Here is a 25,919-nt window from a genome sequence, read left to right on the forward strand (position 1 = left end):
CCAAGAAACCACAATGATCTGACGTTTTTTAGTCGCGCTAAGACCTGTTAAAATAGACCAATCAGATCAATCGAAACGAGACTAACAACTTCATGGGCATTTTAAACGCTTTATTTGGCAACGGCATCTCCGAAGTCATGCAACAACAGATTTCCGATAAACTGGCACTGTGCATCGATTCTATCAGTCAACAATCACTACAAGAGTTGAAAGCGGTTAGCGAACTGCAACTGAAAAAAAGCAAACTAAACTGTCGAATCGACATGCCCTATGCTTGTAAAACGCTATGGCCAAGCATTGAACAGAACCTGAGCCATGAACTTTGCCAAATTGACGGTATCGATGCGGTGCAATGCGAATTCAGCACCAAGATTGTTGCCCACGATGCGCAAAAAGGGGTTAACCCGCTAGAAAACATCAAAAACATTATTGCCGTTGCTTCCGGCAAAGGTGGCGTTGGTAAATCGACTACTGCGGTCAACCTGGCTTTGGCATTGCAACAAGAAGGCGCTAATGTCGGTCTGCTTGATGCGGACATCTACGGACCAAGCATCCCGACCATGCTAAACATCAAAGACAAACCGCAAACCAATGACGGCAAAAGCATGCAGCCGTTGATCGCCTATGGCTTACAAGTCATGTCGATTGGCGCTCTGATTGAAGAGGATTCACCGATGATCTGGCGCGGCCCGATTGTCACCCAAACCCTTTCACAACTACTCAAAGAGACCAATTGGGACAACTTGGATTACCTGATTATCGACTTACCGCCTGGCACGGGTGATGTGCAGTTGACTCTGGCTCAACAGATTCCGGTAACCGGTGCGGTAATAGTCACAACGCCACAGCAAATTTCCCTGATTGATGCCAAAAAAGGCTTGAAAATGTTTGAGAAAGTGGAGATTCCGGTACTCGGCATTATCGAAAACATGAGCACTCACATCTGCTCGAACTGCGGACACGAGGAAGCCATTTTCGGTTCTCATGGCGGCGAAAACATGGCCAAACAGTATCAAGTGGATTTCTTGGGCGCCCTGCCTCTTGAAAGTCGAATCCGTGCCGAGGCCGACAGCGGCAAACCGACCGTCACCGCAGAACCAAGCAGCGATATCGCGCAAAAATACCGCCATATAGCCCATCAAATCGGAGCTAAAATCGGTATCAAAAAACGCAACTACGCCAATCTTTTCCCGAATATCGTTATCGAAAACAAATAAACGCCGACAACCTCCAAATAGTCACTTGGAGGTTTGCTTAATTTTTTCAGAACAGCGATTTGCTTGACAAAGCTCATGGCAAACCGGACTTGGAATTCCTTTAGAAAGCCTTTAAGACTCTTCATTAAGGCGCTGCATGGAAAACAGCTTATTGAATTGGGCAACCTGGAGAATTCGATAAACGGTGTCATTGATATTAATCAATTTGACCTTACTGCGATCTCCGCCTGTCTGCTCACGCAACAATAACAACATTCCCAAAGCAGAACTATCCATATAAAGCGTTTTTTTAAAGTCGATAACAAAGCGGTTTTCCGGCTCGTAATATTCGGCGCACAAACGCTTAAACTCTTCATACTGACTCACCTCAAAACTGCTTGCCAAATGAATTGTTAAAGTCTGATCTGCATAGTTTGATTTAAGTGCCATAGACCACCGAAGGAAAATTGAATAAATCGTGTTTTTACGTATCTCTACAGTATAGCGTTTTTGCTGGATGGATAACAGCGGAATTTCATCTGGCTTGCGCTAATTCATTCAATATGCGGCACTCATTGTACTATCGGCATTTTTTAACCGGTTTTGGCAAAGTTTAGGCATACAAAAGCCATAAAAATCACTATAATATGCGGCTAATTTAACAAATTCATAAAACCCACAATTTGCGGAAGTTAAGAATGTCACAAACGCCACAATCTCCGAGAAAGATTTTAATTACAAGTGCCCTACCTTATGCCAACGGTCCAATTCATCTTGGTCATCTGGTTGAATATATTCAAACCGATATCTGGTCACGTTTCCAGAAAATGCGCGGCCACACTTGTACTTACGTTTGTGCAGACGATGCCCACGGTACTCCGATTATGCTACGTGCCGAAGCCGAAGGCATTACCCCGGAAGAATTGATTGCCAAATCATCGATTGATCATCAGCAAGATTTTGCCGGTTTCAATATCGCGTTTGACCACTATGGCAGCACCAACTCGGAACAGAACAAACAACTTTCGCAATCGATTTACCTAAAACTGAAAGAACAGGGTTATATCTCTCGCAAAACCATCTCGCAGTTTTATGACCCGGAAAAACAGATGTTCCTGCCGGATCGTTTCGTCAAGGGAACCTGTCCGAAATGTAAAACCGAAGATCAATACGGCGACAACTGTGAAGCCTGTGGCGCGACCTATAGCCCGACAGACTTGATTGACCCTAAATCAGCCGTTTCCGGCGCGACTCCGGTAGAAAAAGAAACCGACCACCTGTTTTTCGAATTGGGACAATTTGAGCAGATGCTTAAAGAGTGGACAAAAGCCGGTCACCTGCAGGCGCAAATTGCCAATAAGCTGGATGAATGGTTGGAAAGCGGACTGCGCGGTTGGGATATTTCTCGCGACGCGCCTTATTTCGGCTTCCAGATTCCAGGTGAAGAAAACAAGTTTTTCTATGTCTGGCTGGATGCGCCTATCGGTTATATGTCGAGCTTTAAAGAGTATTGTGAAAAATCCGGTTTGGATTTTGATGAATACTGGAAAAAGGATTCCAATGCCGAACTGTATCACTTTATCGGTAAAGACATTATCAACTTTCATGCCCTGTTCTGGCCGGCGATGTTATCCGGTTCCGATTACCGCACCCCGGACGGCGTTTTCGCTCACGGTTTCTTGACCGTTGACGGGCAGAAAATGTCGAAATCGCGCGGTACTTTCGTCATGGCGAAAACCTATCTGGATTACCTGAACCCGGAATATCTGCGTTATTACTATGCCGCTAAACTGACTAGCCGTATTGATGACATCGATCTGAACTTGGAAGACTTCGCCCAGCGCGTCAATTCCGACCTGGTCGGCAAGGTGGTCAATATCGCCAGCCGTTGTGCCGGATTTGTGGTGAAAAAATTCGACGGCAAACTGGCTGAATCTTTATCGGCAGATGCGCAGACACTTTATCAGAGCTTTGCCGATAAATCGGAAACCATCGCTGATCTATATGAAAAGCGGGATTACTCGCACGCCATGCGTGAGATTATGGCATTAGCCGACAAGGCCAATGAATACATTGCTGAAACCGCACCTTGGGTCTTAGCCAAAGAAGAAGGCAAGGAAGCCGAGTTACATGAATCGGTTTCTGTCGGTATCAACCTGTTCCGCGTTTTAATGAGCTATTTGGCGCCGGTTATTCCAGCTACCGCTGATAAGGCCTTGGCTTTCTTGCAACTGGACAGCTGGCAGTGGCAAGCGGTGGCGACACCCTTACTGGGTCATGAAATCACTAAGTTCAAGCCACTTTTAACCCGTTTGGAAATGGCCGATATTGAAAAAATGATTGATGCCTCTGCCGCTTCGCTAGCCAATACAAAAAGCAGCGCACCGGACGGTAAAAAAGGCGATAGCAAACCGGCGAAAAAAGCAGCATCTGCGGACTATGACGCGATTGCCGAACAAATCACTATCGATGACTTCGCCAAGATCGATTTGCGCATTGCCAAAATCGTTAATGCCGAAGCCGTACCCGAAGCCAACAAACTGCTGAAACTGACATTGGATATCGGCCTGGAACAGCGTCAGGTGTTCGCCGGAATCAAATCGGCCTACGAACCGGAGCAATTAATTGGTAAGCTAACCGTGATGGTGGCCAACCTGGCGCCGAGAAAAATGCGTTTTGGCGTTTCTGAAGGCATGGTATTAGCCGCCGGACCGGGCGGTAGCGACCTTTATGTGCTGTCTCCTGACTCGGGAGCGACACCGGGCATGCGCGTAAAATAAAACACTGAAAGGGGTCAATCGATTATTTATTGACTAATTGATCGATTGGCTCCGATATGGTGCTCTCAATCACGAGCAAACAACTCAACGAGGTAAGACCTGAATGCAAGATTATATTCTGATTCTGATCAGCACCGTTCTGGTGAATAACTTTGTATTGGTCAAATTCCTCGGTCTATGCCCTTTTATGGGGGTTTCTAAAAAAACCGATGCCGCGCTGGGTATGGGCTTAGCGACAACTTTTGTATTAACCCTGTCTTCGGTATTGAGCTATCTGATCTACAACTACCTATTGGCGCCTTTTAATCTGGAGTTTCTTCAGACCATCGCCTTTATCCTGGCTATTGCTGCAGTGGTCGGCTTTACGGAAATGGCAATCCATAAAACCAGCCCGATGCTTTATCAGGTTTTAGGGATTTATCTGCCCTTAATCACGACCAATTGTGCGGTACTCGGTGTCGCCCTGCTGAATGTCGGGGAAAACAACAGCTTTCTTGAATCGGCATTTTACGGTTTTGGCGCAGCGATCGGTTTTACCTTGGTAATGGTGTTGTTTGCCTCCATTCGTGAACGTATTGATGTCGCCGATGTACCCACCCCTTTCAAAGGCGCACCAATCGCTTTAATTACCGCCGGTTTAATGTCGATGGCCTTTATGGGATTCGGCGGCCTGGTATAGATGGAGTAGTCGAGCGTGTTTGAAGCCCTAATCATATTTATCAGTCTTGCTTTGCTATTTGGCTTATTGCTTGGCTATGCTTCGGTGCGCTTTAAAATCGAAGGCAATCCACAAGCCGAACAAATCGATAAGATCCTGCCTCAAACCCAATGTGGACAATGCGGTTATCCGGGTTGTAAACCCTATGCAAACGCCTTGGCTGAAGGCGAGACCGAAGTCAATCTATGCATTCCCGGCGGCACTGAAGTGATGCTGCAAATTGCCGAAATCACCGGCATGGATCCGAAACCGATGGAAAACACCGAGGGAGACCATAAGGTCAAAGAAACCGCCTATATCGATGAAGACATCTGTATCGGCTGTGTTCTTTGCATTAAAGCCTGTCCGGTAGATGCCATAGTCGGCGCAACCAAGCTCATGCATACCGTTATCCAAAAAGAGTGTACCGGTTGCGAACTTTGTATTCCGGTTTGCCCGGTTGATTGCATCGAGATGTTACCGGCTCAGGTTTCCACACAAAACTGGCAGTGGCCGCAACCGCAAACCCTGGGAGCCGCGAGTGCGGAAAAAACCCTTAGCGAAATTTATCTACAAGACGCAAACGATAATGCTGACAGCTCGGATAAAAAGCCAGGAGCCTCTCTATGACCCTGAAGCCGCAACCGCTACTTGGCAAATATATCAACGAATTGGTCGCCTTGCTAAAACCGCTTTATCCGATGGCGAAACGTTGGTTACACCGTTTTAACGGTGGTGTTTATCCGGCCTATATGAAAAACCTGTCGGCGGATAAACCTATCCACGAGATGATTATCCCGCCCAAACTGATTATCCCGCTGCAGCAGCAAATCGGCCAAAGTGCGGAGCTGCTGGTAGAGATCGGTGAGCAGGTGAAAAAAAACCAGCTGATTGCCAACTCTTCCAAAGACGCCGGCAAGGCTCTGGTGGTTCCGATCCATGCTCCGACTTCGGGGGTTATCCGAGAAATCAGCGAACAGACATTGCCACATCCTTCCGGGTTGAAAGACATTTGCATCGTACTTGAGCCTGACGGCAAAGACGAGTCGATACAAAACGTACTTGGCGTCGATGGTAAGGCGCCGCAATCGCCGCAAGCACTCAAAGATATTATTCTACAGGCCGGTATTATCGGTATGGGAGGAGCAGGCTTTCCTACCTATGCCAAGATTCCCAATGAAAAAAACCGTGTGGAAATGGTGCTGATCAACGGTGCCGAATGCGAACCGTTTATTACCTGTGACGACCTGCTTATGCAAAATGAGGCCACCTCGATTATCGAAGGGGCTGTAATTACCGCTCAAGCTCTAGGCGCCCCCAAAATCGTCTGCGGTATTGAAGCCAATAAACAAAAAGCCCTTGAAGCAATGCGCCATGCCGCCAAACTGGCTGAACAAAATGATCACTGCGACATTCCTATTGAAATCATTGAAGTGGAAACTGTCTATCCGATGGGCGGTCAGGAACAGTTGATCTATGAACTGACCGGTTATGAAGTTCCGCACGATAAACATGCCATCCAGGTCGATTTATTGATGATGAATGTCGCCACCTATGCGGCGATTTATCGTGCCGTGCATTACGGTGAACCGCTCACCTGCCGTTTGGTGACCATCACCGGACTGGAATTAAATGAATCCTTCAATATCCGAGCCATGATCGGTACACCGTTTGACACCTTGATTGGCGCCGCCAAGCCAAAAAGACAGATCGATTTCAGCGCCATTATGGGCGGTCCTATGATGGGCTTTAGGGTTGCCAGCAATCAGGTACCGGTGCTCAAAACCACCAACTGTGTATTGGTCAATCGACCGGAACCGGAAAAACTGCAAATGCCTTGTATTCGCTGCGGTGAATGCATGGATGCCTGCCCGATCAACCTGCTACCTCAGCAGATGTACTGGCACGCCCAAGCACAAGAGTTTAATAAGGTTGAAAAACTCAATGTCTTTAACTGTATCGAATGCGGTTGTTGCAGTTATGTCTGTCCAAGCAATATCCCTTTAGTGCAGTATTACCGTCACGCCAAATCGGAAATCCGTCAGCTTAATCAGGAAGCTGCCGCCGCTGAAGTCGCAAAACAACGTCATGAATTCCGTTTAGAGCGTTTGGAACGTGAAAAACAGGAACGCGAAGCCCGTCTCAAAGCGAAAAAGGCCGCTGTCAAACAACAGCTGCAAAAACAGAATGATGCCGATAAAGCCGAGCAAGAAAGCGCTGGCAACACACCGGCTTCGGCTGCCGCTAAAGCACGTGCTGCGGCCGCCAAAGCTGCGGCGGCCAAACGCAAGCAAACTTCCACAGAAGCGACTTCCGATACGGATCAAACACATGACAAAGCGATCCCGGCGGCACGACGTCGTGCGATTGAAGCGGCGAAAAAAGCCAGCGCCAAAGCCGCGGCAAAAAACGCTAGCGATTCGACAACGACAAAACAATCAAGCGCCACTGACGAGCAAGCCGACAAAAAAAACCAAGCAAAACAGGCCGCTATGGCCGCAGCCAAAAAAGCCGCGGCCAAACGTGCTGAACAAAAAAAATCCGCCGATGATAATAATTTAGCCCATGACTACGGCACAGCAAACAACAGTGCTTCAACAGAAGCAAAAACCAAACCGGATGCACGCCAGCAGGCAATTGAAAAAGCGCGCCAGAAGGCACGTGAAATGGCAGCGAAAAAAGCTGCCGAAAAAAACTCAACTCCTAAAGAGGCCGATGATAATGACTAGTGCTATCAGCTCTTCACCCTTCGCACATAATAACCAATCGGTGCGTAAAGTGATGCTACAGGTTCAGGTAGCGGCATTTCCAGCACTGATGGCGCATATCTACCTATTCGGCTTCGGCATAGTGATCCAATGGTTTTTGGCGGTTTTCACCCTGATTCTTGTGGAAGCGGTTATGCTCAAACTGCGCAATCGCCCGGTCATGCCGTTTCTCACCGATATGAGCGGCTTGATCACGGTGACCGGTTTGGTATTTTGTATCCCTCCGGAATCACCTTGGTGGGTAATTGTCAGCGGTTGCAGCTTTGCATTAATTATCGGTAAACACCTCTATGGCGGCCTTGGTTATAACCCTTTCAACCCGGCCATGCTCGGCTACGCCTTTTTATTGATCTCCTTTCCGGTACAGATGACACAATGGACACTACCGGTCAATATGCTGGCCGATACACCGAGTCTGCTGGAGTCGGCTCGCTATATTTTCTCGGGTATGCCGCAAGCAGCGGTTGATGCAATGACCGGAGCCACGCCTTTGGATCAGATTCGTACCGGCCTGTCGCAAGGTATTGCGGTGCAGGATTCGATTGCAGACCACTACACCACTTTTTTCTGGGAATTGAATAGCTGGAATCTGATCAACCTGGCGTTTTTAATCGGCGGTATCTGGATGCTACTGAGCCGAACCATCAGCTGGCAGCTGCCGGTGGGCTTCTTAGCCTCGCTGGCATTGATCAGTTTTATTTTCCACAGTATTGATCCAAACACCTACCCGACGGTTGGCTTCACATTGCTGTCCGGTGGAACCATGCTTGCGGCATTTTTCATTATTACCGACCCGGTTTCAGCCAGCACCACACCTCGCGGTAAACTGGTGTATGCATGCGGTATCGGTATACTGGTTTATGTGATTCGCAACTGGGGGGCTTTCCCTGATGGCATTGCCTTTGCGATTTTATTGATGAATATCGCCGTCCCCTTGATTGATCAGTACACACAGCCACGAGTATTTGGTCATCAACGTTAGACCGGAAAGAGATTGTTATGAGTAAACCAAACAGCACAACAATTTTTTATGCGATGTCGCAAGCTTCCGGCAAGCTGGTCGTATTTATTCTGCTCAGCATCAGTTTTTTGTTGTTGGTGCACTACTTCAGCACGCCCATTATTCAACAAGCCAAGCAGGACAACCTGATCAGCAGTTTCAATCAGGTACTGCCCAGCAATGAGTATGACAATGATCTATTAGCCGATCAGATTCAGATTACGGATCCGCAAGTGCTAGCCAAGCTGGGCAGCGATGAACCGATTAATGTCTATCGCGCCTATAAAAACCAACAACCAGTGGCGCTGATTTACACCACTTACGCGAATGACGGCTATAACGGTAAGATTGAGATCTTGGTCGGACTATATGCCACCGGCAATATCTCCGGGGTTCGTGTACTCGATCACCGTGAAACCCCAGGATTGGGCGATAAAATCGATATTAGCAAAAACGATTGGGTAATGGGCTTTGCCAATAAGAACCTGCATGATGGCACTCGCTGGGCGGTGAAAAAAGATGGCGGAGATTTCGACCAGTTCACCGGTGCAACCATTACCCCTCGCGCCGTGGTTAAAGCCGTCTATAACAGTCTGCAAGCGATGCAGCAACTTGGAGGCGAACTCTATGAGTGAGACAAGTGTAAACAACGACACAAGCTTAAGCGGCAACACGATCAAGACAAAACCGAACCTTTGGCAACGCTATCAACCGATAGTGGAAAACGGTCTGTGGAAAAACAACCAGGCACTGGTAGCCCTACTTGGATTATGTCCACTGCTGGCCGTATCCAATAACGCCATAAACGGTCTCGGTTTAGGCTTGGCAACCTTGGTGGTACTAATGATCTCCAACGGCCTGGTATCCACCATCCGTTCTTATGTGTCCAATGAAATTCGTATTCCGGTCTACATCGCGATTATCGCCACGGCAGTGACCGCGATTGACCTGCTGATGAATGCTTACTTTCATACCCTACATGGCATTTTGGGCATTTTTATTCCATTGATTGTTACCAACTGTGCGATTTTAGGCCGCGCCGAAGCCTATGCATCAAAAAACCCGGTCGATAAAGCGTTAGTGGACGGTTTCTTTATGGGAGTGGGCTTTTTGCTTGTGTTGGTATTGCTGGGTGCACTCCGCGAATTGATTGGTAACGGCACTTTATTTGATCAAGCTCACCTGATGTTTGGTGAGGCCGCTCGCAGCTGGACCATTCACTTTGCAGACGATTTCCAAGGCGTACTGCTGGCGGTACTGCCACCGGGCGCTTTTATCGGTTTGGGACTGCTGATTGCGCTTAAAAATGCCATTGATGCTAAACGCCGTAAGATTCAAAACGCCATTGAAATCCCGGTCGCCATCAACCCGAATAAACCTTAATGATTTTTCAGTATGAATAAAGCCAAAAGACTCGAAATATTCCAACGCCTGAGCGAAGCCATTCCGGAACCGGAGACCGAACTCAACTACAGCACCCCTTTTGAATTGTTGATTGCGGTGATCTTATCGGCGCAAGCAACCGATAAAGGTGTCAACCTGGCTACCGACAAACTGTTTCCGGTAGCCAATACACCGGAAGCGATCTTCGCCCTGGGCGTTGACGGGCTCAAAGAATATATTAAAACCATCGGTCTGTTTAACACCAAGGCCGCCAATGTGATTAAAACCTGTCAGCAATTAATCGAACGCCATAACTCCGAGGTTCCCGATAACCGTGCCGATTTGGAAGCCTTGCCGGGGGTCGGTCGTAAGACCGCAAATGTTGTCTTAAATACCGCTTTTGGCCAACCGACCATGGCGGTGGACACGCATATTTTTCGCGTCTCCAACCGTACTAAAATCGCACCGGGCAAAAATGTCCTCGAAGTGGAAAAAAAGCTGTTAAAAAACGTGCCCAAAGAGTACATAATCCCCGCGCATCATCTGCTGATTCTGCATGGCCGTTATACCTGCGTTGCCAGAAAACCACGCTGTGGCGCCTGCTGCATCTATGACCTATGTGAATTTAAAGAAAAGACCGCTTAAAAATAGTCTTGACCTAGCTAATTGAAATAGAGCGACAATTGATAAGGTCTACTCAATTAAAGCCCCTTGAAGTGAAGCCAATACAGGATAATGCATTGGCGGTGAAATGAGAGAATTATGTTTTACACCCAAGAAAGAGACAAGTTACGCCAATTCTATGTCGATACCTGGCGTAAAGCCCGCATGAATGCCCCACTCGATGCGATGGAAACACTGGTGGCACGAGTGATAGAAATGCACCCGGAATATCACGCCATGCTGGAAAATGAAAAACACCTCGGCAATGAATATAAACCTGAAGATGGTGAAACCAACCCGTTCCTGCATATGGGAATGCATCTGGGATTACAAGAGCAGGTCGCGCTGGACCGCCCTGCTGGTATTCAGGCGGTTTATCAGCAATTAGGCGAACGTCTTGGCGATGTGCACAGCACCGAACATGCGATGATGGATTGCCTTGCCGAATCTTTATGGGTCTCACAACGAGATCAAAGCTCACCGGACGAACAGGCTTATCTGCGATGTTTGCAAAACCTGTTACTCAAATAGACAGCTTGATAGCGCAACCATGAACAAACAAGCGATACATATCTACTGCGATGGCGGCTACGAAGCACACAACGACACCGGTGGCTGGGCTTATATTATTTATCAGCGCAAAACCAAGCCACCACAAAGCATCAAACGTTTAAGCTCTTCAGACTACCGAGAACTCAAACGTAACAGCGGCTGGCAAAAACACACCTCAAGCCTGGAGATGGAATTGCAAGCCGCCCATCAAGCATTGCTCGCCATACAAACCTCGAAAGAGATACCAACAGACATTACCCTGTTTACCGATTCGCGCATTATCATCGAAGGCTTAGAGCAGAAATATTCGATCTGGCAAACCAATAACTGGCAAGTGAAATCAGGCAAAACCGTCGTCTATAAAGAGCTCTGGCAAGCGTTGGCAAACTTAACCAATGAGCTCAATGTCCACTGGCAATGGGTCAAGGCACACAGCGGCATTCACGGTAATGTCGTAGTTGACGAATTGGCGACCCAGGCTCGCCTAGACAAGAAGCTCTACATTGCCTAGCGCAGGTAGATTCAATTCGAATAGTCAGCAATCAGCTGGACAATGGTTAGATCATCGACAATCTTTTCGCCATCGGCAAATTGTTCAACCTCAGTGGAAATTGATTCCAAACTGAGTTCATTTGCGGCAACCTGTTGCAATAAAGCTTTTAAGCGCTGTTCACCAAAACGTTCGCCTTGCGGGTTTAACACATCTTCAATACCATCAGAATATGCAAAGATCATATCACCTGGATTAAAGTGGATACTGGTCGGTAAAGGGGAGTGTTGTTCACAGCTCAACACCCCTAAGGCGACCGACATAGAAGCGATTTTCTGGTAACTGCCGTCCGCTTTAATAAGCACGGTATCGGGCATGGCAAAATTCCATACCGTCACATTTCTGGAGTGTTTATCCCAATCAATAAAAGTCGCCGCCAAAAAATGCTGTGACGGTAGCTTTCGATAAAGCTCGTTATTGATTTTTTCCAGAACTGCCAGCGCAGAGGCGCCCTGCTCGTTTTGAGTATAGAAGAGCGAAGAGACCAATGGCCCGGCAACAGCCGCATTCAACCCATGGCCGGTAAAATCACCGACCAGCAGGTGTTGATGATTAAAACGATTCAGTGTCGATAAGATAATATCGCCATTGGACGCCTCGACCGGAGAAATCAATTGAGATAAATTATCGCTAACAAATCGGTTATCTTCACGCATACAGCGAATAATTTGCTCAAGATGATTGCGCTCCCTCTGCAACCGTTGGTTGTTCACTTCAATGATTTTACGGGCCTCATTCAAGGCTAAATGGGTCTGAATACGGGCCAATAGGATCGACTCGGTAAACGGCTTGGTAATATAATCAACCGCGCCAATCTCCAAGCCATAACGTTCATCATCGGTGCCTATCAATGCCGTCAGAAAAATCACCGGCAACTGAGACGCTTTAGCGCTCGCTTTGAGTTGCTGACAAACCTCGAAACCGGACATCTCCGGCATATTAATATCCAGCAAAACCATATCAGGCAGCTCTTCTATATGACACTGCTCAATAAAATCCAAACACTGCCGACCGCTTTCCAAACAAGTCACTCGGTAACGTTCATCAATAATATCTTCCAACAAAGCACGGTTCATCGGCTCGTCATCAATCACCAGAATGTGGCTGTTCGCCGCATCAGAGATTTGTTCGCTTATCATGGATAGACCCTTTATGATTTTTTCAATGCCACATCAGGCACCGATGGATAATTTTCTGCTCATGCTCAGTGGTAAGGTGAATTTGAACACCGCCCCCTGAACCTGATTGTTTAATCGCCAGTTCTCTACCCAGATTTTACCGTTATGCGCTTTAATGATTTCTCGACAAATCGCCAAACCTAACCCCGAACCGGATTGATTCAGGGATTGACTTCGATTATGAACAAAGCTATCAAAAATCGTTTCCATCTCTTTTTTATCGACGCCACAACCATTGTCTCGGACACTCAGCGTAATATGGTCATTTTCCGCTGACTCCGCCTGGATTACCAAAGACCCACCTTGAGGAGAATAACGAATAGCATTACTCAATAGGTTGGAAACGACCTGTTCGACGCGATGCTGATCGAAATAAGCCATATAGTCGAGACGGTTCAGTTCCAACTTTATCTGCTTTTGTTCAATCGCGTCTTCTTGCTCGGCAACACAGTTCTCAATTACCGGTTGCAGGTTCTGGTATTTAAAGTCATAGCTCATCGAACCATGATCCAGTTTAGCGGTATCCAGCAGATCATTGAACAGCACCAGCAGCCTTTCAGCACTGACTTTAATATGGTTAAAATAACGCGCCAACTTTTCCGTGCTGACCGAATCAATGCGCTCTTCCCCCATACGCGAATAATTAAGAATACCGTGTAAGGGTGTGCGGATTTCATGTGACATCTTGGCAACGAATTCGGTTTTCACTTGGTTGGCGTAGACCGCTTCGGCACGAGCGTTATCCATTTGTGATTCCAAATGTTTGCGAATGGTGATATCTCGCATCGCCAGATGTATCACCGGAGTGCCGAAATATGCAATTTGCGTGACCACCACATCACACCAGAACTCTTCCCCGGTCGCTTTACGGCATAACCATTCGAAACGATATCTACCATCAAGCAGGCAAATTTCCAACATGCGCAAAGCTTTGCGAATCGAATTTTCGCCATCCGGCTGGTTTTTCGGCATTAGCTTATAGGGATTGGTTGCAAAAAATTTCAGTTTATCGTCATAGCAGAACATATCCAATGCCGACTGATTACAATCCATCAAAGACTTACCGGAAAAAATAAAAATGCCGTCAGCCGATTTTTCAAATAACGCCTCAAAGGTATTTTTCTGCTCTCTCAGCTCCTGGGTATGCTGCTGCAAGGCTTCTTGCAACTGCTTGTTATCGAGGCTTAATGCACGGTAAGTCAAACGTTCCGTCAAATCACGAACAAAGGCACCGATAACTTCTTTTCCGGACATGGTGATGCGACTCGCACTGATCTCCACCGTAATCCGTGTGCCCCGCTTTTTTTGGAAGGTGGTTTCAAACAGCAACTTGTCTTTAGGCATTATGCCAAAACACAGCTTTTTGGCTTGGAAAAAATCATTTTCGGTATCGATATCACTTAAATGCTTTTTGATAAGCTGTTGTTTTTTATAACCGAGCATCTTACAGGTCTCTGCATTGACATCGAGGATATAACCATCACGATTGAGCAATAGGAAGCCCTCCGAACTCTGCTTCACCAATGCCTGATACTGTTTTTCATTGTCTCTAATGGTTTTTTCGGTTTGCAGTGACCGATAACGCAACATCAAAACAAAATAACTCAGCAGGCTTAAAATCAAACTGATAACCGTACCTATCAGCCAATTGAAAGACCGTGTCTGGAACTGCGGGTTATTGAATTCGGGTAATTGGGTTAAATCACTAGTCAATGTAAGGGACCAGCTACGACCACTAAAAGGCAGATAGAATTCATAGGTTTTCAACCAATCGTCATCCGCAGTATGATCCTCGATAGCAGAACCATAAAGGATATTTTTTGAATAGTTATCCCGAATCAGCCATTGAAGACTTTTCTCAAGCAGGTTTTTATTAATCACATAATCAATCAAGCGTTGCATATCCATCACCAAGACCGCAAAGCCCCTCAACAACCCCTCTTTACCATAAATCGGATGGAAAATAGTGACCTGTTGAGACGTTTCATTCCCCTGTAGACCTGGAGCCATACTAATGGGTGACTGGGTAATATCAGCAATATAAGCGGCCTCTTTGGCGGCTTCATCCGAATAAATATCAAAACCGAGCTCAGCCTGGTCGCTGGGCAGAGGATATATATATTTGATGACTGCGAGCTGCCCTTCCTGTATGGGTTTTTCTTGATTTGTTGAATGAATATGAAAACGATTGAATCCCTGCGCAAGCATATTGTTTTGCAGGGCTTGCCGCTCACTCGCCGAAATGATTTTTATCCACTGTAACGCTTTGACATGTTCCGTTGAGACCGAAACCACCTTGGCAAAACGGAGGAACTCCTGATAGCTCATTGAATCGGTCAATTTAAAGGCCGCCGCTAAACTATCAAGTCGTTCAGATTCTCGTACCAAAGCCTGTTGCAGGGATAGATAAGCTTTGGAGGCATATTTATTGACCTGACCTTCAAGCTCGTTGCGACTGTTTTGTTCAGCATATTTTTGCCATTGAAAAGTCAACAGTAGTCCACCGAGCAAAACACCCAGAGAAATACTGTAAATAACCTTTTTAGATAAATTGGCAAACACTGGTATTCCAACTAATACGTATATTTAATAGATTGAGTTTATCTTAACGTAACTTATCAAAAATACGAATGAAAACTCCATGATTGAATGCAGATATTTATTCGCGAATTGATTAACATAGCTCAGCAAACTTCGAATAAAAGAGGATATTTCTATGCTTAAAATTGGCGATCAAGCACCAGATTTTAGTAGCCCGAACCAAGATAACCAGATTATCAATCTGGCCGGATATCAAGGTAAACGCAATGTTGTGCTCTATTTTTACCCTAAGGATGACACCCCGGGCTGCACTATTGAAGCCAATGAATTCAGCGCCTTGATCGAACAGTTCAGCGCCGCCGATGCAACCATTATCGGCGTTAGCAAAGATGACTGCGGCAGCCATCAGGCATTTATCAAGAAATACAATTTGAGGTTGGACTTGCTCGCCGACACCTCAGGTGAGCTCTGTGAAGCTTATGGCGTATGGCAGGACAAACAGAAACATGGTGAAACGGTTAAAGGCATTGTACGCTCTACCTTTGTCATTGATAAACAAGGACAGATCGCCTATGCCGAGTACAAGGTTAACCCGGAGGGTCATGCACAAAAGGTACTGGAAAAAACCCGAAAATTGAACTAAGCCTTTAACCAGCTGTCAGTAATTGCTATCAAATTGCTGACAATCTATTGGTCTGCTACTGCACACGACCGACTTTGAACTTTCGCCCTTTTATCTTGTTTTGATTCAACTCGCTAATAACTTGCGCCTCATAGCCACGCTCAATCGCGACATAGCTCGAATGGTCGACCACATCGATCTTGCCGACATGCTCACCGGAAATCCCGGCTTGTTTGGTAATCGCCCCAAGAATATCGCCACGACGCACCTTTTCCTTTCTGCCACCGGAAATATACAAAGTGATATAAGGAGGCATCGGACAAGCGGCGCGCTGTTTATCCAAACGCTCAATTGATTCATATTCCAAGGCATAGCCTTGGTAATCACTCAAATGATCAAGCTTATAACGCTCTTTTTCGGTAAACAGCGTAATGGCTTTACCGGCCAAACCAGCACGGCCTGTGCGCCCGATACGGTGAGTATAGGTTTCCTGATGACGCGGCAATTCATAATTGATAACCGCCGGTAAAGCACTGATATCCAAACCACGTGCCGCCACATCGGTCGCCACCAAAAAGTTGGTGCTATGGTGCTTAAAACGCATTAAAACCTGTTCACGCTCACGTTGCTGCATATCGCCATGTAAAGGTACCGCATCAAAACCACGCTGATTCAAAAATTCCACCACTTCGGCAACCAACGCCTTGGTGTTACAGAAAATCATCGCATGATCGAACTGGTTGACGCTTAGTATTCGCTGCAACGACGGCAACTTATCTTTGTGGTGACACATATAAAACAGCTGTTCGATGGTCTCTATATCGTGATGCGCCTCGACCGTGACCTGCATCGGATTTTTCTGAAAACGGCGGCTGATATATTCGATATCATCCGGAAACGTTGCCGAAAACAGCATGGTCTGGCGCTGATGCGGAGCATCTTTAAGCAGCTCTAACATCTGTTCTTTAAAGCCCATCTCCAGCATTCGGTCGGCTTCATCCAGCACCAGAGTATTGATATTGGCCAAAGACAGATTGCCTTTGTCAATATGGTCATTTAAACGTCCCGGAGTCCCGACAACAATATGAGCGCCGTTTTCCAAAGAAGCGACCTGCGGACGCATCGGCACCCCGCCACTCACAACCACAATCTTGATATTGGCTTGAAAACGGGCCAAACGGCGCAGCTCCTCGGCCACCTGATTTGACAACTCACGAGTCGGACAAACCACCAGAGCCTGAACCGACAGCTCGGACACTTGCAGACGATTTAATAACGCCAGGCCAAACGCGGCGGTTTTGCCGCTTCCGGTTTTTGCCTGAGCGATCAGGTCATGCCCTCCCAAAGCGATCGGTAATGCCTGCTCCTGAATAGGGGTCATATGGTGATAACCCAGCTGCTGCAGGTTTTTTAACTGCGCAGGCGGTAAATCAAGGTGCAAAAAAGAAGATTCAGTAATATCTGTCATGGTTTCGGTTACCAGAGAATTAGGCTAAAAAATAAGTATCTATATACAAGGCCACGTCGGCCAGCAATCCGTTAAATGGTGCTTACCACTCGTGCTTGCCGGCATAGTAAGAAAAAGCTGCCAAAAAAGCCTGTTCCTGAAACTTCTTCAAACCGGTTTCAGCAAAACTGATTGGCAAAGGATAGCGCTTCAAATTGGTCTTTTGTTCGGTCGCCGACATAAGCACGACCTTTAAATTTTCCGCCAGTTGAATAGCCGCTTCCAATTTAAATCCGTTAGCCCCACCGGCAAACTTGCCCTTTTTCATGCGTTGCTTAATTACCACCACATCGATCTGATAATCCTGCATTAGCTGGACAAAAGTCTTTTGGAAATACTGCAGATCTTTGGCACTGTCCGGATCGCTGCAATTGATGCGGCGCACTCGGCAATCCGGCAGATGAAACATCCCCATCTGCTCGCTTAATAGACTGATTACCGCATCATTTCCGGTTAGTTCAACACCACATATTTTCATTTGTCAGCTCGTTTATTATTGATTCAATTACTGCGACCAAGTATCGCGCAACGCAACGGTAAGGTTATAAACCTGTTTATCGGCGGCGCGGTTATCACGGCAGAAATAGCCTTCACGCTCAAACTGATAAGCCTTTTCATACTCGGCATCTTTTAGCCCCGGCTCAACAAAACCGTTTTTAACCTGTAAGGATTCAGGATTAAGAACGGCTTCAAAATCATCCGCTTTAGCCGGATTGGCAACACTGAATAAACGGTCATAGATTCTGAATTCGGCCGGCAAAGCTCGGCTCGCTTCGACAAAGTGAATAACACCTTTTACCTTTCGGCCATCAGCGGGGTTTTTACCGTGGGTGTCCGGATCATAGCTGCAATATACGGTCGTGACATTGCCGTTTTCATCCTTATCACAACGCAAACCTTTGATGACATAAGCATTACGCAAACGCACCTCTTTGTCCAGGGCCAAACGCATGAATTTACCGTTTGGCGCCACTTCTTCAAAGTCAGCACGGTCGATATAGACTTCACGGCCAAAAAAGATCTCACGTTTGCCCATCGCTTCATTTTGCGGATGAACAGGAGCCATCAAGGTTTCCGGTTCACCTTCGTAGTTTTCAATAACCAGTTTGATCGGATCCAACACCGCCATAGAACGTGGCGCAACCTTATTCAAATCATCTCGCACGGCGGCTTCAAGAATGCCCATTTCGGTCATGCTGTCGACTTTGGAGATACCGATTCGCTCAGCGAAATCACGGATTGAAGCTGGCGTATAGCCGCGACGACGCATACCGGAAATGGTTGGCATACGTGGATCATCCCAGCCTTCAACTAGCTTATCATTAACCAGTTGATGCAATTTACGCTTCGACATTACCGTGTATTCCAGATTTAAGCGTGAAAACTCATACTGGTGCGGACGATCCGGTCTTTTGAAATCATCAAGGTGATCCAATACCCAGTCATAAAGACGGCGATTGTCTTGGAACTCCAAGGTACATAAAGAGTGGGTAATCCCTTCGATTCCATCCGAGATACAGTGTGCATAATCATACATAGGATAAATACACCAAGCATCACCCGTTTGATGATGATGAGCGTAACGCACACGGTATAAGGTCGGGTCACGCATACACATAAACGGGGAAGCCATATCGATTTTGGCACGCAAGACACACTCACCTTCTTGCATTTCACCGTTTTTCATTTTTTCGAAAAGAGCCAAATTCTCTTCTACTGGAGTATCGCGATAAGGGCTGTCTTTCCCCGCTTCCGTCAAGCTACCACGGTATTCACGGGTTTGATCGGCATCAAGAAAACAGACATAAGCCAAACCTTTATTGATCAGCTCCACCGCATACTGATAAAACTGATCGAAGTAGTTTGATGAATAGCAGATATCACCCGACCAGTGAAAACCTAGCCAAGACACATCACGCTTGATAGATTCGACATATTCTAAATCTTCTTTTGCGGGGTTAGTATCGTCAAAACGCAGATTACAACCACCTTGATAGTCCTCTGCAACACCAAAGTTTAAACAGATCGACTTTGCATGACCGATATGCAGATAACCATTTGGTTCAGGCGGAAAAACGCGTTTGCACGGTATCATGTTTATGAGAGGCTAAATCTTCATCAATAATATTGCGAATAAAGTTAACTGGACGGTTGACCGTTTTGGCCGAATTATCATGATTACTCATCGAAAAGTGATTACCTATATGCGAAATATGCAAAACATTCTGGGTCAATAAACGATCGCATTGAAACGGTTTATAACCGTTTGTCAGATGCCTTAAGCGATGTTTAGACCGGTTAATTTTGTATGAAAAAATATTGCGCACAATTATAGCACTATTTCTGGCTTCGCTTAACGACAAACATAGCTATCAACTTGCTTTAATTTCCTGACCGGAGGGTTAAAAAAGCCTGGAGAATTACTCATCAGTCGTGACATCAAAACCTTTGCCGTTTATATTGAACGTGAATTTATCCAAAAACACGAGTACACATTATGAACAAACGCCTATTCTCCATTCTATTCTGCACGATATTCTCATTAAGCATCAGCGCACCGGTTTATGCGGAAAAGCCTGCATGGGCAGGTTCAGGAAAGCCTCCGACGGCTGAACAAAAACAGCAACATAAAACCATGATGCAAAACAAAAACGGCGACAAGGATGACAAGCAGAAAACAGAACTGGACGAGACAACTGAAGCGGAGAAAAGCATCGATAAGAAAATCGAAGACGTCAAAGAACGAACTCGTCCATGGTGGCAGATTTTTGATTAATTAAGATCAATCCAGACCCGCCCTCTTACTGGGCTTGCCTGATCTGTTGCTTAAGATGTTTGGCGGCCATTGCATAGCCGCCATCAGCACTGTCGACAAAATGAATATGATTCGTGCCGCTTTGCTCGACCAGACAGGTGATAATCGCGGAATGGGTTTGATGACAACCATAAAACAGTACTCCGCGCTGATAAGCCTTCTCCAACCACTGCAATAACACATTCAACTGTTCCTTATTGGCAGACAAAACCGCACGATAGGCATCGTCGATTTTTTCAAAATCGCTGTTATCGATTAAATCCTGTTTGTAATCCCCCCAGTTATAACCGTTGTACTCGATACCAAAACGCATCCAAACAGAGCCTATTACATTTTCCAAGCGGATAACAATCGGCCTTAACCATTGCTGCCAAAGGCTTTTGCCAAAGCTGTGTCCGGCGGCCTCCATTTTCAGTTTCGGACCATTAAAACTCAAGTTCAAACCTTCAACCGATAACGGCTTGGCATTTTTTGCATCCAATAGCCGATCCATGGCTGTGGCCAACTTTCGATAAAGTCGCAATGTTTTTTGGGGGTCTTGATGGCGAGATTTGACAATTAAACTAAATGTCACCTCTTTTTGTGACGGTATCTCATTCCAACGACACTCAAAACCAGAAAAATCGACTTTAACCGGAGTGTCTTGCGCCAATTCAAAATCGGCTTTGCTTTTAATCAATGCATCGGCCTCTTCCAAGCCGCCCCCCATAAAAAAGAACTGCAACAGGTTTTCGGTTCGGTAAAAACGGCTCACCAAGACATCATTGTTTAGCTGACTGCATGGCACAATACCAACACGCAACTGCAAACCACCGGTGTGTTCTGCAAGCTGCTGACAACCACGTAAAGCGGACTTGACCGTTTCGATCAATTCAGGAGGCACACAAAAGCTGGCGCCATCGCCACCAAATACATAAGGAATTTTTCTTGGCTTACAGGCATTGACTACGGCGGCAATGGTACTGCCCCCAACCGCATTGATATCACGATATTTACCGGCATCAATCGCTTTGGTGGAATTGACCACATCGGTTATTACCACAAACCAATCTTCGGGAATCGGTTGGTAATTATGGGTATCAAGAGTTTGTTGAAACGCTTGCAGCGCAGGAATTGTTTCCTCGAAGTTGGTGGCCTTTGACATAGTGGTCGATATTCCTTACAGCGTTTAATACATCATTAATGAAACTGACTGCCGGTTTGAAGCGAATTGTCGATAGTCAGTTCGAAATCGGTGATTTGACTTTCACTCAAACGGTGGTTGTAGCGTTTATAGATCCCTTTTTCAAAGAAAAAACGCACCAATTGCCCATCGATTTCACCACGATTGACCATATCACTTAAAATATGCGAAACCTGTTTAATGGTCATCGGTTTCTTATAAGGTCGAGCATTTGATGACAGGGCCTCATAAAGATCGGCAAGCACCATAATCTCATCTTCTAGCGTCAGTTCCGCAACGGTTAAACCGCGCGGATAACCTTTACCGTTTAATTTTTCATGATGGTTCGCGGCAATATCGATAATACGGCCATATTTCTCAGGAAACGGCAACGTCTTGAGCATATCCAACGATAAACGCGCATGATCCATTATTCGCTTGCGCTCCGCCTCATTCAAAGTACCGCGATTAATGCATAAATTCATCAATTCATCATCATCGACCAGTGCGAATTTACTGTCGACTTTATCGCTATGAAGAAAATAATAGCGCTCAGCTATCGCTCGAATTCGCTGCGCATTCTCTTCCAGCAACGATTCTTCTCCGGAATTCATCTGCACTAAAAAGTCAAAATCCTCATCCAGTAAAGCGAGTTTAGCGGTTTGCTGTTTACGAACCTCATCAATGCTGAACGGCTGTCCCGAGAGTTTTTCCATGGATTCAATCAGCACACTCTGCTTGGCTAATTGAAAACGTAAACCAATCAACTCGATGCGATCAATATTTTTTTGCAACTTGGTCGCCTTATGCAACACAGCCTCCGGCGTGGCAATCTTACCGATATCATGGACTAAAGCGGCGATCTTGATTGTATGCAAGATTTCGGCACTGTAACTCACATCACCATAAACGCTCTGGTCTTCATTAATCGCTTGGGAAATCAGTTGAGCCAATTCGGCGACCTGCATAATATGCAAGCCGGTAAAGCTGCACTTTTCCTCAAAGGCGACAATGATGGCTGTGGCGAATGCCTCAAAAAGTTCTTCCATCTGCTGGACCAATATCGCATTGGACAGGGATAGAGCTGCCTGGGAAGCCAGCGCCATGGCATTGGCCTGCTCTTCAACCGAAAAGGCGACAAAATCGCCATCCGTATCGATTTTATTAATTAACTGTAAAACTCCTAATAACTCATTGTCTTGGGCCAATAAAGGCACGACTAACATGGAGTGAGAGCGATACCCGGTGGTTTGATCGAACTCACGCGTGCCGCTAAAATCGAATTCGGTATTACGGTAGACATCGTTAATCAACAAGGGGGCTTTATTCAGGGCACAAACCACCGCGACCATGCTTGTATTGGCTTTGCCGTCGCGATAAAGTGACAAATTGGGCCAATTCAACTCGCCAGCGGTATCTCTCAAATAAATACCCAATTCGTTATTGCGCACCACGCTAAACTCAAGCTCTTGCTTGTCTTTATTGAAATGGTATAGGGTACCGGCATCCGCTCCGGTAAATTTCATCGCTTCATCCAAAATCAAATCCAGCAGTTGATTGGGATTGTATTCGCCCGATAACGCTTGAGAGATTTTCAGCAATGACGCCAACTGCTGCTGCGAACTGTTATGCAGATGATTGGCGTTTTCGATTAACGCCGTCTGTTCTGTAAAAACTCTCACCACTTGATCAGAATCCAAAAAGCCGGCGATACGATAAGGCAAGCTACCTTTAAACAGCGCCTGAATTTCTTCTTTAATCTGTTTTTCGTAACAAGGTTTCAAATGGAACAGATACACATCAATCGGTTTTTCGATCGCGGACAACTGCTGCTGCAATGTTTTTGGTGTCAGATGCCTACTGACCTCTGCCAAGCCGGACATATAACTCGGAAACGAAACCTCGATAAACAAACTGGTTAAATTTTCAGTAGTCGTGATTGCCTCGGTTAGGTCTTCCGATAAATAGGTGTCTGAAGACAAAATACAGGCTTTATTTTCATGGCGGATGATAAAGCCGCAAGCACCTTCGACATGATTGGTTGAAAAAGCCTCAAACTCAATATCCTGTAAATAAAACGGCCGCTTCGTTTCAATTTCAATAAACTCAATACAGTTTTTATCATAAACAGGATGCTTGATATTCTGAAATGCCGGCCAAATGACATCATTGAACATATGCATTTTGACCGCTTGCAAGGTTTGCGATAAGCCATAAATTTTCAGTGGCTTGGAACGCTGCATAAAATAGGTTTCGACCATAAACGGTAAATCGCGAATATGATCAAAGTGAGCATGAGTCAATAAAACGTGTTCAATATTGGCGCAATCGTCTCCGAGTGGCACCACAACATGGCCCGCATCAACCAAAATATGCTTGCCTAGCTTAAAACTACAACAATGTTCTGTCGAACTTGCGCTGCCATGAGCACCCAGAACCTCAATACCTAACATGAAACACACCCTTAAACAGAAAAGACACACTATATTGCAACCGCTTATTCAAGCCTGGCATCTATAGCTTTTCTTCATTTAAACACAGCGATGATTGTTTCTCTAATCAAATCGGTTCTAAGTGGCAGAATCATTTAAATGAATGGCTTTACCCTAAGCTCGAATATGCAGATCTTAGAGGGCAATGAATCAAGACTTATAATAACCAGTTGAAAAAACATATTTTTTCCTGTTTTGCCCTGTACAGGGTTATCAACTAGAATAGAATGAAAGTGATGCAACCTATTTTGAATTTAGAGGTATTAGGTGGAAATAATTACCGCGACCTACAGTTTTTCCCTAGTCAGTATCTCCGTTATGATGGCGATATTGGCCTCTTATGTCAGCTTTGACCTGGTCGGCATAACCTGGCAGGAAAAAAGCAAGCAAAACTACTTTCTCTGGCTGCTATTAAGTGCCAGCGTATTAGGTACCGGTATTTGGACAATGCACTTTATCGGCATGTATGCTTTCAAACTGCCAATGCTGGTCCATTATGAGGTTTCATTGACAGTATTGTCGTTATTATTGCCGATTGCCGGTTCATTGATCGGCATGTACATCATCCACTATTGCCATAGACCTAGCTACAATATTACCGCCGCTCTGATTATGGGCAGTTCGATTGCCGCCATGCACTATCTGGGGATGGCAGCATTTCATACCACAGCCATCATGTCGCACAATTTAAATTTGGTGCTCATCTCCATTATTATCGCCTTGGTCGCTTCTTGGTTGGCGATACAGATATTTGTTACCGCTCACCTGAAAAAAGTCAAAATCCATCTACTTACCCGCTTGATCATCGCGATTATTATGGGGGCAGCCATCTCCAGCATGCACTACATCAGTATGGAAGCGATTAGCTTCTACCAACCTAGTGCCTTGCCCGAAAATAACAGCGATTTCCATAGTGGTGAATGGTTCATCCAGGGAGAAAGTGTTTTCAATCTGGTTATTTTCACGTCAACCCTGCTATTGGTCAGTGCGCTATTTTTAAGCCAACTGAAACAAGCAATGAAAAAACAACTGCAGGAGCAACTCGGTTTAATTAAAGTGTCCGAACAACAGTTAAGACAGTTGATTGAAAATGCCCCGGACGGCTTTTTCATCCATGACTTGGAAGGAAACTTTATTGATGTCAACAAATCCGCATATACGTCACTTGGGTACTCTAAACAAGAACTGCTTGAAAAAAGCTTATTCGAAGTCGAAGTCAGCCTGACAAGAAATGAATTCAAAGAAGGTATTGCTCCGCTGCTTAGCGAAGGTCAGGCAATGGTAGTGGATGGTTTGCATCGTCGAAAAGATGGCAGTGAGTTTCCGGTCACAGTGAACATACAAGCCTTCCAAAAAGCCGGTGAAGTCTTTGTTTTTGCTCTTGTCCGTGATATGACCGAGAAACAGAAGGTTCAGGATTACATGCAAAAACTGGCGATGACCGATGAGTTGACCGGCCTTGCTAATCGCCGCTCCTTTATGGAGAAGCTCAACAAATATTTATATGAAGCCTATAAAACGAATACCCCATTTGCCGTCGCCATTCTCGATATTGATCATTTCAAACAAATTAACGATACCTTCGGTCATGATATCGGCGATCTGGCTTTGGAACAATTTGCCCAACATACCAAAGATTTCTTTCGTCAGGAAGACACGGTTGCACGTTTAGGGGGAGAGGAATTCGCCGTCATCCTGCCAAACTGTTCTATTGAAAAAGCGCTCCAACTTACAGATGACTTTAGACAGCTCGTCGAACAATACGCACTGCACTTTGAAGAACGCTCTTTGCAGTTCACCATCAGTATTGGTCTGAGTTATATACAAACAGAGGACACCTCGTTAGATGCGACACAAATCCTTAAACAGGCTGATAGAGCGCTTTATAGCGCAAAAGAGAGCGGTCGCAACAAAGTGGTTTTGTTTGACAACGAACAAGACTCCCTCATAGCCGATAGCCCGGAAACACTTAGTAAAACCCAATAAACATTTTTTTCGCAGGCGCTTTATAGA

21 protein-coding genes and 1 pseudogene are annotated in these 25,919 nt (G+C 45.8%); 14 read left to right on the top strand and 8 right to left on the bottom strand.

The genetic code is table 11. The features are described 5' to 3' along the window. The first annotated feature begins 92 nt into the window (after positions 1 to 92). On the top strand, positions 93 to 1,217 hold the full coding sequence (gene apbC / locus FE785_RS06600) for an iron-sulfur cluster carrier protein ApbC (RefSeq protein ID WP_138564995.1): 1,125 nt from the start codon (positions 93 to 95) through the stop codon (positions 1,215 to 1,217). A gap of 111 nt (positions 1,218 to 1,328) precedes the next feature. Here apbC and FE785_RS06605 read toward each other — a convergent pair whose 3' ends face one another. After that, positions 1,329 to 1,646: an STAS domain-containing protein gene (locus FE785_RS06605; protein WP_138564996.1), complete on the bottom strand. Its 318-nt coding sequence runs from the start codon at positions 1,644 to 1,646 to the stop codon at positions 1,329 to 1,331. Positions 1,647 to 1,894: 248 nt separating this feature from the next. Between FE785_RS06605 and metG the strand changes: the two genes are divergently transcribed. The 10 genes from metG to FE785_RS06655 all read left to right on the top strand — a co-directional run bounded on the left by metG (position 1,895) and on the right by FE785_RS06655 (position 11,550). After that, entirely contained in the window at positions 1,895 to 3,976 is a 2,082-nt protein-coding gene (gene metG / locus FE785_RS06610; protein ID WP_138564997.1) for a methionine--tRNA ligase, read from the top strand. 103 nt (positions 3,977 to 4,079) lie between these two features. After that, on the top strand, positions 4,080 to 4,655 hold the full coding sequence (gene rsxA, locus FE785_RS06615) for an electron transport complex subunit RsxA (RefSeq protein WP_138564998.1): 576 nt from the start codon (positions 4,080 to 4,082) through the stop codon (positions 4,653 to 4,655). A 15-nt stretch (positions 4,656 to 4,670) separates the two neighbouring features. Further along, positions 4,671 to 5,303 carry an electron transport complex subunit RsxB gene (rsxB, locus tag FE785_RS06620; protein WP_138564999.1) on the top strand — a complete coding sequence of 211 codons (633 nt, stop codon included), beginning with the start codon at positions 4,671 to 4,673 and terminating at the stop codon, positions 5,301 to 5,303. Continuing rightward, positions 5,300 to 7,402 (top strand): electron transport complex subunit RsxC, encoded by a 2,103-nt coding sequence (gene rsxC, locus FE785_RS06625; RefSeq protein ID WP_138565000.1) that lies wholly within the window; start codon positions 5,300 to 5,302, stop codon positions 7,400 to 7,402. The genes rsxB and rsxC overlap by 4 nt, the downstream gene beginning before the upstream one ends. Next, the gene (locus tag FE785_RS06630) at positions 7,395 to 8,423 is read left to right on the top strand and encodes an RnfABCDGE type electron transport complex subunit D (protein WP_138565001.1); all 1,029 of its coding nucleotides are present in this window, start codon (positions 7,395 to 7,397) and stop codon (positions 8,421 to 8,423) included. The genes rsxC and FE785_RS06630 overlap by 8 nt, the downstream gene beginning before the upstream one ends. A 17-nt stretch (positions 8,424 to 8,440) precedes the next feature. Further along, complete coding sequence (gene rsxG / locus FE785_RS06635; protein ID WP_138565002.1) at positions 8,441 to 9,076, top strand: electron transport complex subunit RsxG; 636 nt, start codon at positions 8,441 to 8,443, stop codon at positions 9,074 to 9,076. Next, positions 9,069 to 9,824, top strand: a complete 756-nt coding sequence (locus FE785_RS06640) for an electron transport complex subunit E (protein ID WP_138565003.1) — start codon at positions 9,069 to 9,071, stop codon at positions 9,822 to 9,824. The genes rsxG and FE785_RS06640 overlap by 8 nt, the downstream gene beginning before the upstream one ends. A 12-nt stretch (positions 9,825 to 9,836) precedes the next feature. Beyond that, complete coding sequence (nth, locus tag FE785_RS06645; RefSeq protein ID WP_138565004.1) at positions 9,837 to 10,469, top strand: endonuclease III; 633 nt, start codon at positions 9,837 to 9,839, stop codon at positions 10,467 to 10,469. A 117-nt stretch (positions 10,470 to 10,586) separates the two neighbouring features. Beyond that, positions 10,587 to 11,018, top strand: a complete 432-nt coding sequence (locus FE785_RS06650; protein WP_138565005.1) for a DUF1841 family protein — start codon at positions 10,587 to 10,589, stop codon at positions 11,016 to 11,018. 19 nt (positions 11,019 to 11,037) lie between these two features. Then, positions 11,038 to 11,550 carry a ribonuclease H family protein gene (locus tag FE785_RS06655; RefSeq protein ID WP_138565006.1) on the top strand — a complete coding sequence of 171 codons (513 nt, stop codon included), beginning with the start codon at positions 11,038 to 11,040 and terminating at the stop codon, positions 11,548 to 11,550. An 11-nt stretch (positions 11,551 to 11,561) separates the two neighbouring features. Here FE785_RS06655 and FE785_RS06660 read toward each other — a convergent pair whose 3' ends face one another. Together FE785_RS06660 and FE785_RS06665 are read right to left on the bottom strand one after the other, a co-directional pair. After that, the gene (locus tag FE785_RS06660; RefSeq protein ID WP_138565007.1) at positions 11,562 to 12,728 is read right to left on the bottom strand and encodes a fused response regulator/phosphatase; all 1,167 of its coding nucleotides are present in this window, start codon (positions 12,726 to 12,728) and stop codon (positions 11,562 to 11,564) included. 33 nt (positions 12,729 to 12,761) lie between these two features. Then, positions 12,762 to 15,329: a sensor histidine kinase gene (locus tag FE785_RS06665; RefSeq protein ID WP_138565008.1), complete on the bottom strand. Its 2,568-nt coding sequence runs from the start codon at positions 15,327 to 15,329 to the stop codon at positions 12,762 to 12,764. A 154-nt stretch (positions 15,330 to 15,483) separates the two neighbouring features. Here FE785_RS06665 and FE785_RS06670 point away from each other — a divergent pair, with 154 nt between their 5' ends. Further along, positions 15,484 to 15,951, top strand: a complete 468-nt coding sequence (locus FE785_RS06670; protein WP_138565009.1) for a peroxiredoxin — start codon at positions 15,484 to 15,486, stop codon at positions 15,949 to 15,951. A 55-nt stretch (positions 15,952 to 16,006) separates the two neighbouring features. Here the strand turns inward: FE785_RS06670 and dbpA are convergent, their stop codons facing one another. The 3 genes and pseudogenes from dbpA to glnS all read right to left on the bottom strand — a co-directional run bounded on the left by dbpA (position 16,007) and on the right by glnS (position 19,623). After that, positions 16,007 to 17,398: an ATP-dependent RNA helicase DbpA gene (dbpA, locus tag FE785_RS06675; RefSeq protein ID WP_138565010.1), complete on the bottom strand. Its 1,392-nt coding sequence runs from the start codon at positions 17,396 to 17,398 to the stop codon at positions 16,007 to 16,009. A gap of 82 nt (positions 17,399 to 17,480) precedes the next feature. Then, complete coding sequence (locus tag FE785_RS06680; protein WP_138565011.1) at positions 17,481 to 17,915, bottom strand: DUF3010 family protein; 435 nt, start codon at positions 17,913 to 17,915, stop codon at positions 17,481 to 17,483. Between the two features lie 27 nt (positions 17,916 to 17,942). Continuing rightward, a pseudogene (gene glnS / locus FE785_RS06685) lies at positions 17,943 to 19,623 on the bottom strand (glutamine--tRNA ligase). Between the two features lie 311 nt (positions 19,624 to 19,934). Between glnS and FE785_RS06690 the strand changes: the two are divergent. After that, complete coding sequence (locus FE785_RS06690) at positions 19,935 to 20,213, top strand: hypothetical protein (protein WP_138565012.1); 279 nt, start codon at positions 19,935 to 19,937, stop codon at positions 20,211 to 20,213. 25 nt (positions 20,214 to 20,238) lie between these two features. Here the strand turns inward: FE785_RS06690 and FE785_RS06695 are convergent, their stop codons facing one another. Then, positions 20,239 to 21,396, bottom strand: a complete 1,158-nt coding sequence (locus FE785_RS06695) for a DUF3095 domain-containing protein (protein ID WP_138565013.1) — start codon at positions 21,394 to 21,396, stop codon at positions 20,239 to 20,241. Positions 21,397 to 21,431: 35 nt separating this feature from the next. Next, positions 21,432 to 23,867, bottom strand: coding sequence for an HD domain-containing phosphohydrolase (locus FE785_RS06700; protein ID WP_138565014.1), 2,436 nt, complete (start codon positions 23,865 to 23,867; stop codon positions 21,432 to 21,434). 306 nt (positions 23,868 to 24,173) lie between these two features. Between FE785_RS06700 and FE785_RS06705 the strand changes: the two genes are divergently transcribed. Beyond that, positions 24,174 to 25,892, top strand: coding sequence for a sensor domain-containing diguanylate cyclase (locus FE785_RS06705; RefSeq protein WP_138565015.1), 1,719 nt, complete (start codon positions 24,174 to 24,176; stop codon positions 25,890 to 25,892). Positions 25,893 to 25,919 lie beyond the last annotated feature (27 nt).

It is taken from the genome of Thiomicrorhabdus sediminis (genome assembly GCF_005885815.1).
Taxonomy (GTDB): Bacteria; Pseudomonadota; Gammaproteobacteria; order Thiomicrospirales; family Thiomicrospiraceae; genus Thiomicrorhabdus; species Thiomicrorhabdus sediminis.

Excerpts from the sequence above, each read along its gene's own strand:
- apbC (WP_138564995.1), top strand. The coding sequence starts at position 93 with ATGGGCATTTTAAACGCTTTATTTGGCAACGGCATCTCCGAAGTCATG.
- FE785_RS06605 (WP_138564996.1), bottom strand. The coding sequence starts at position 1,646 with ATGGCACTTAAATCAAACTATGCAGATCAGACTTTAACAATTCATTTG.
- metG (WP_138564997.1), top strand. The coding sequence starts at position 1,895 with ATGTCACAAACGCCACAATCTCCGAGAAAGATTTTAATTACAAGTGCC.
- rsxA (WP_138564998.1), top strand. The coding sequence starts at position 4,080 with ATGCAAGATTATATTCTGATTCTGATCAGCACCGTTCTGGTGAATAAC.
- rsxC (WP_138565000.1), top strand. The coding sequence starts at position 5,300 with ATGACCCTGAAGCCGCAACCGCTACTTGGCAAATATATCAACGAATTG.
- FE785_RS06630 (WP_138565001.1), top strand. The coding sequence starts at position 7,395 with ATGACTAGTGCTATCAGCTCTTCACCCTTCGCACATAATAACCAATCG.
- rsxG (WP_138565002.1), top strand. The coding sequence starts at position 8,441 with ATGAGTAAACCAAACAGCACAACAATTTTTTATGCGATGTCGCAAGCT.
- FE785_RS06640 (WP_138565003.1), top strand. The coding sequence starts at position 9,069 with ATGAGTGAGACAAGTGTAAACAACGACACAAGCTTAAGCGGCAACACG.
- nth (WP_138565004.1), top strand. The coding sequence starts at position 9,837 with ATGAATAAAGCCAAAAGACTCGAAATATTCCAACGCCTGAGCGAAGCC.
- FE785_RS06650 (WP_138565005.1), top strand. The coding sequence starts at position 10,587 with ATGTTTTACACCCAAGAAAGAGACAAGTTACGCCAATTCTATGTCGAT.
- FE785_RS06655 (WP_138565006.1), top strand. The coding sequence starts at position 11,038 with ATGAACAAACAAGCGATACATATCTACTGCGATGGCGGCTACGAAGCA.
- FE785_RS06660 (WP_138565007.1), bottom strand. The coding sequence starts at position 12,728 with ATGATAAGCGAACAAATCTCTGATGCGGCGAACAGCCACATTCTGGTG.
- FE785_RS06670 (WP_138565009.1), top strand. The coding sequence starts at position 15,484 with ATGCTTAAAATTGGCGATCAAGCACCAGATTTTAGTAGCCCGAACCAA.
- dbpA (WP_138565010.1), bottom strand. The coding sequence starts at position 17,398 with ATGACAGATATTACTGAATCTTCTTTTTTGCACCTTGATTTACCGCCT.
- FE785_RS06680 (WP_138565011.1), bottom strand. The coding sequence starts at position 17,915 with ATGAAAATATGTGGTGTTGAACTAACCGGAAATGATGCGGTAATCAGT.
- FE785_RS06690 (WP_138565012.1), top strand. The coding sequence starts at position 19,935 with ATGAACAAACGCCTATTCTCCATTCTATTCTGCACGATATTCTCATTA.
- FE785_RS06695 (WP_138565013.1), bottom strand. The coding sequence starts at position 21,396 with ATGTCAAAGGCCACCAACTTCGAGGAAACAATTCCTGCGCTGCAAGCG.
- FE785_RS06700 (WP_138565014.1), bottom strand. The coding sequence starts at position 23,867 with ATGTTAGGTATTGAGGTTCTGGGTGCTCATGGCAGCGCAAGTTCGACA.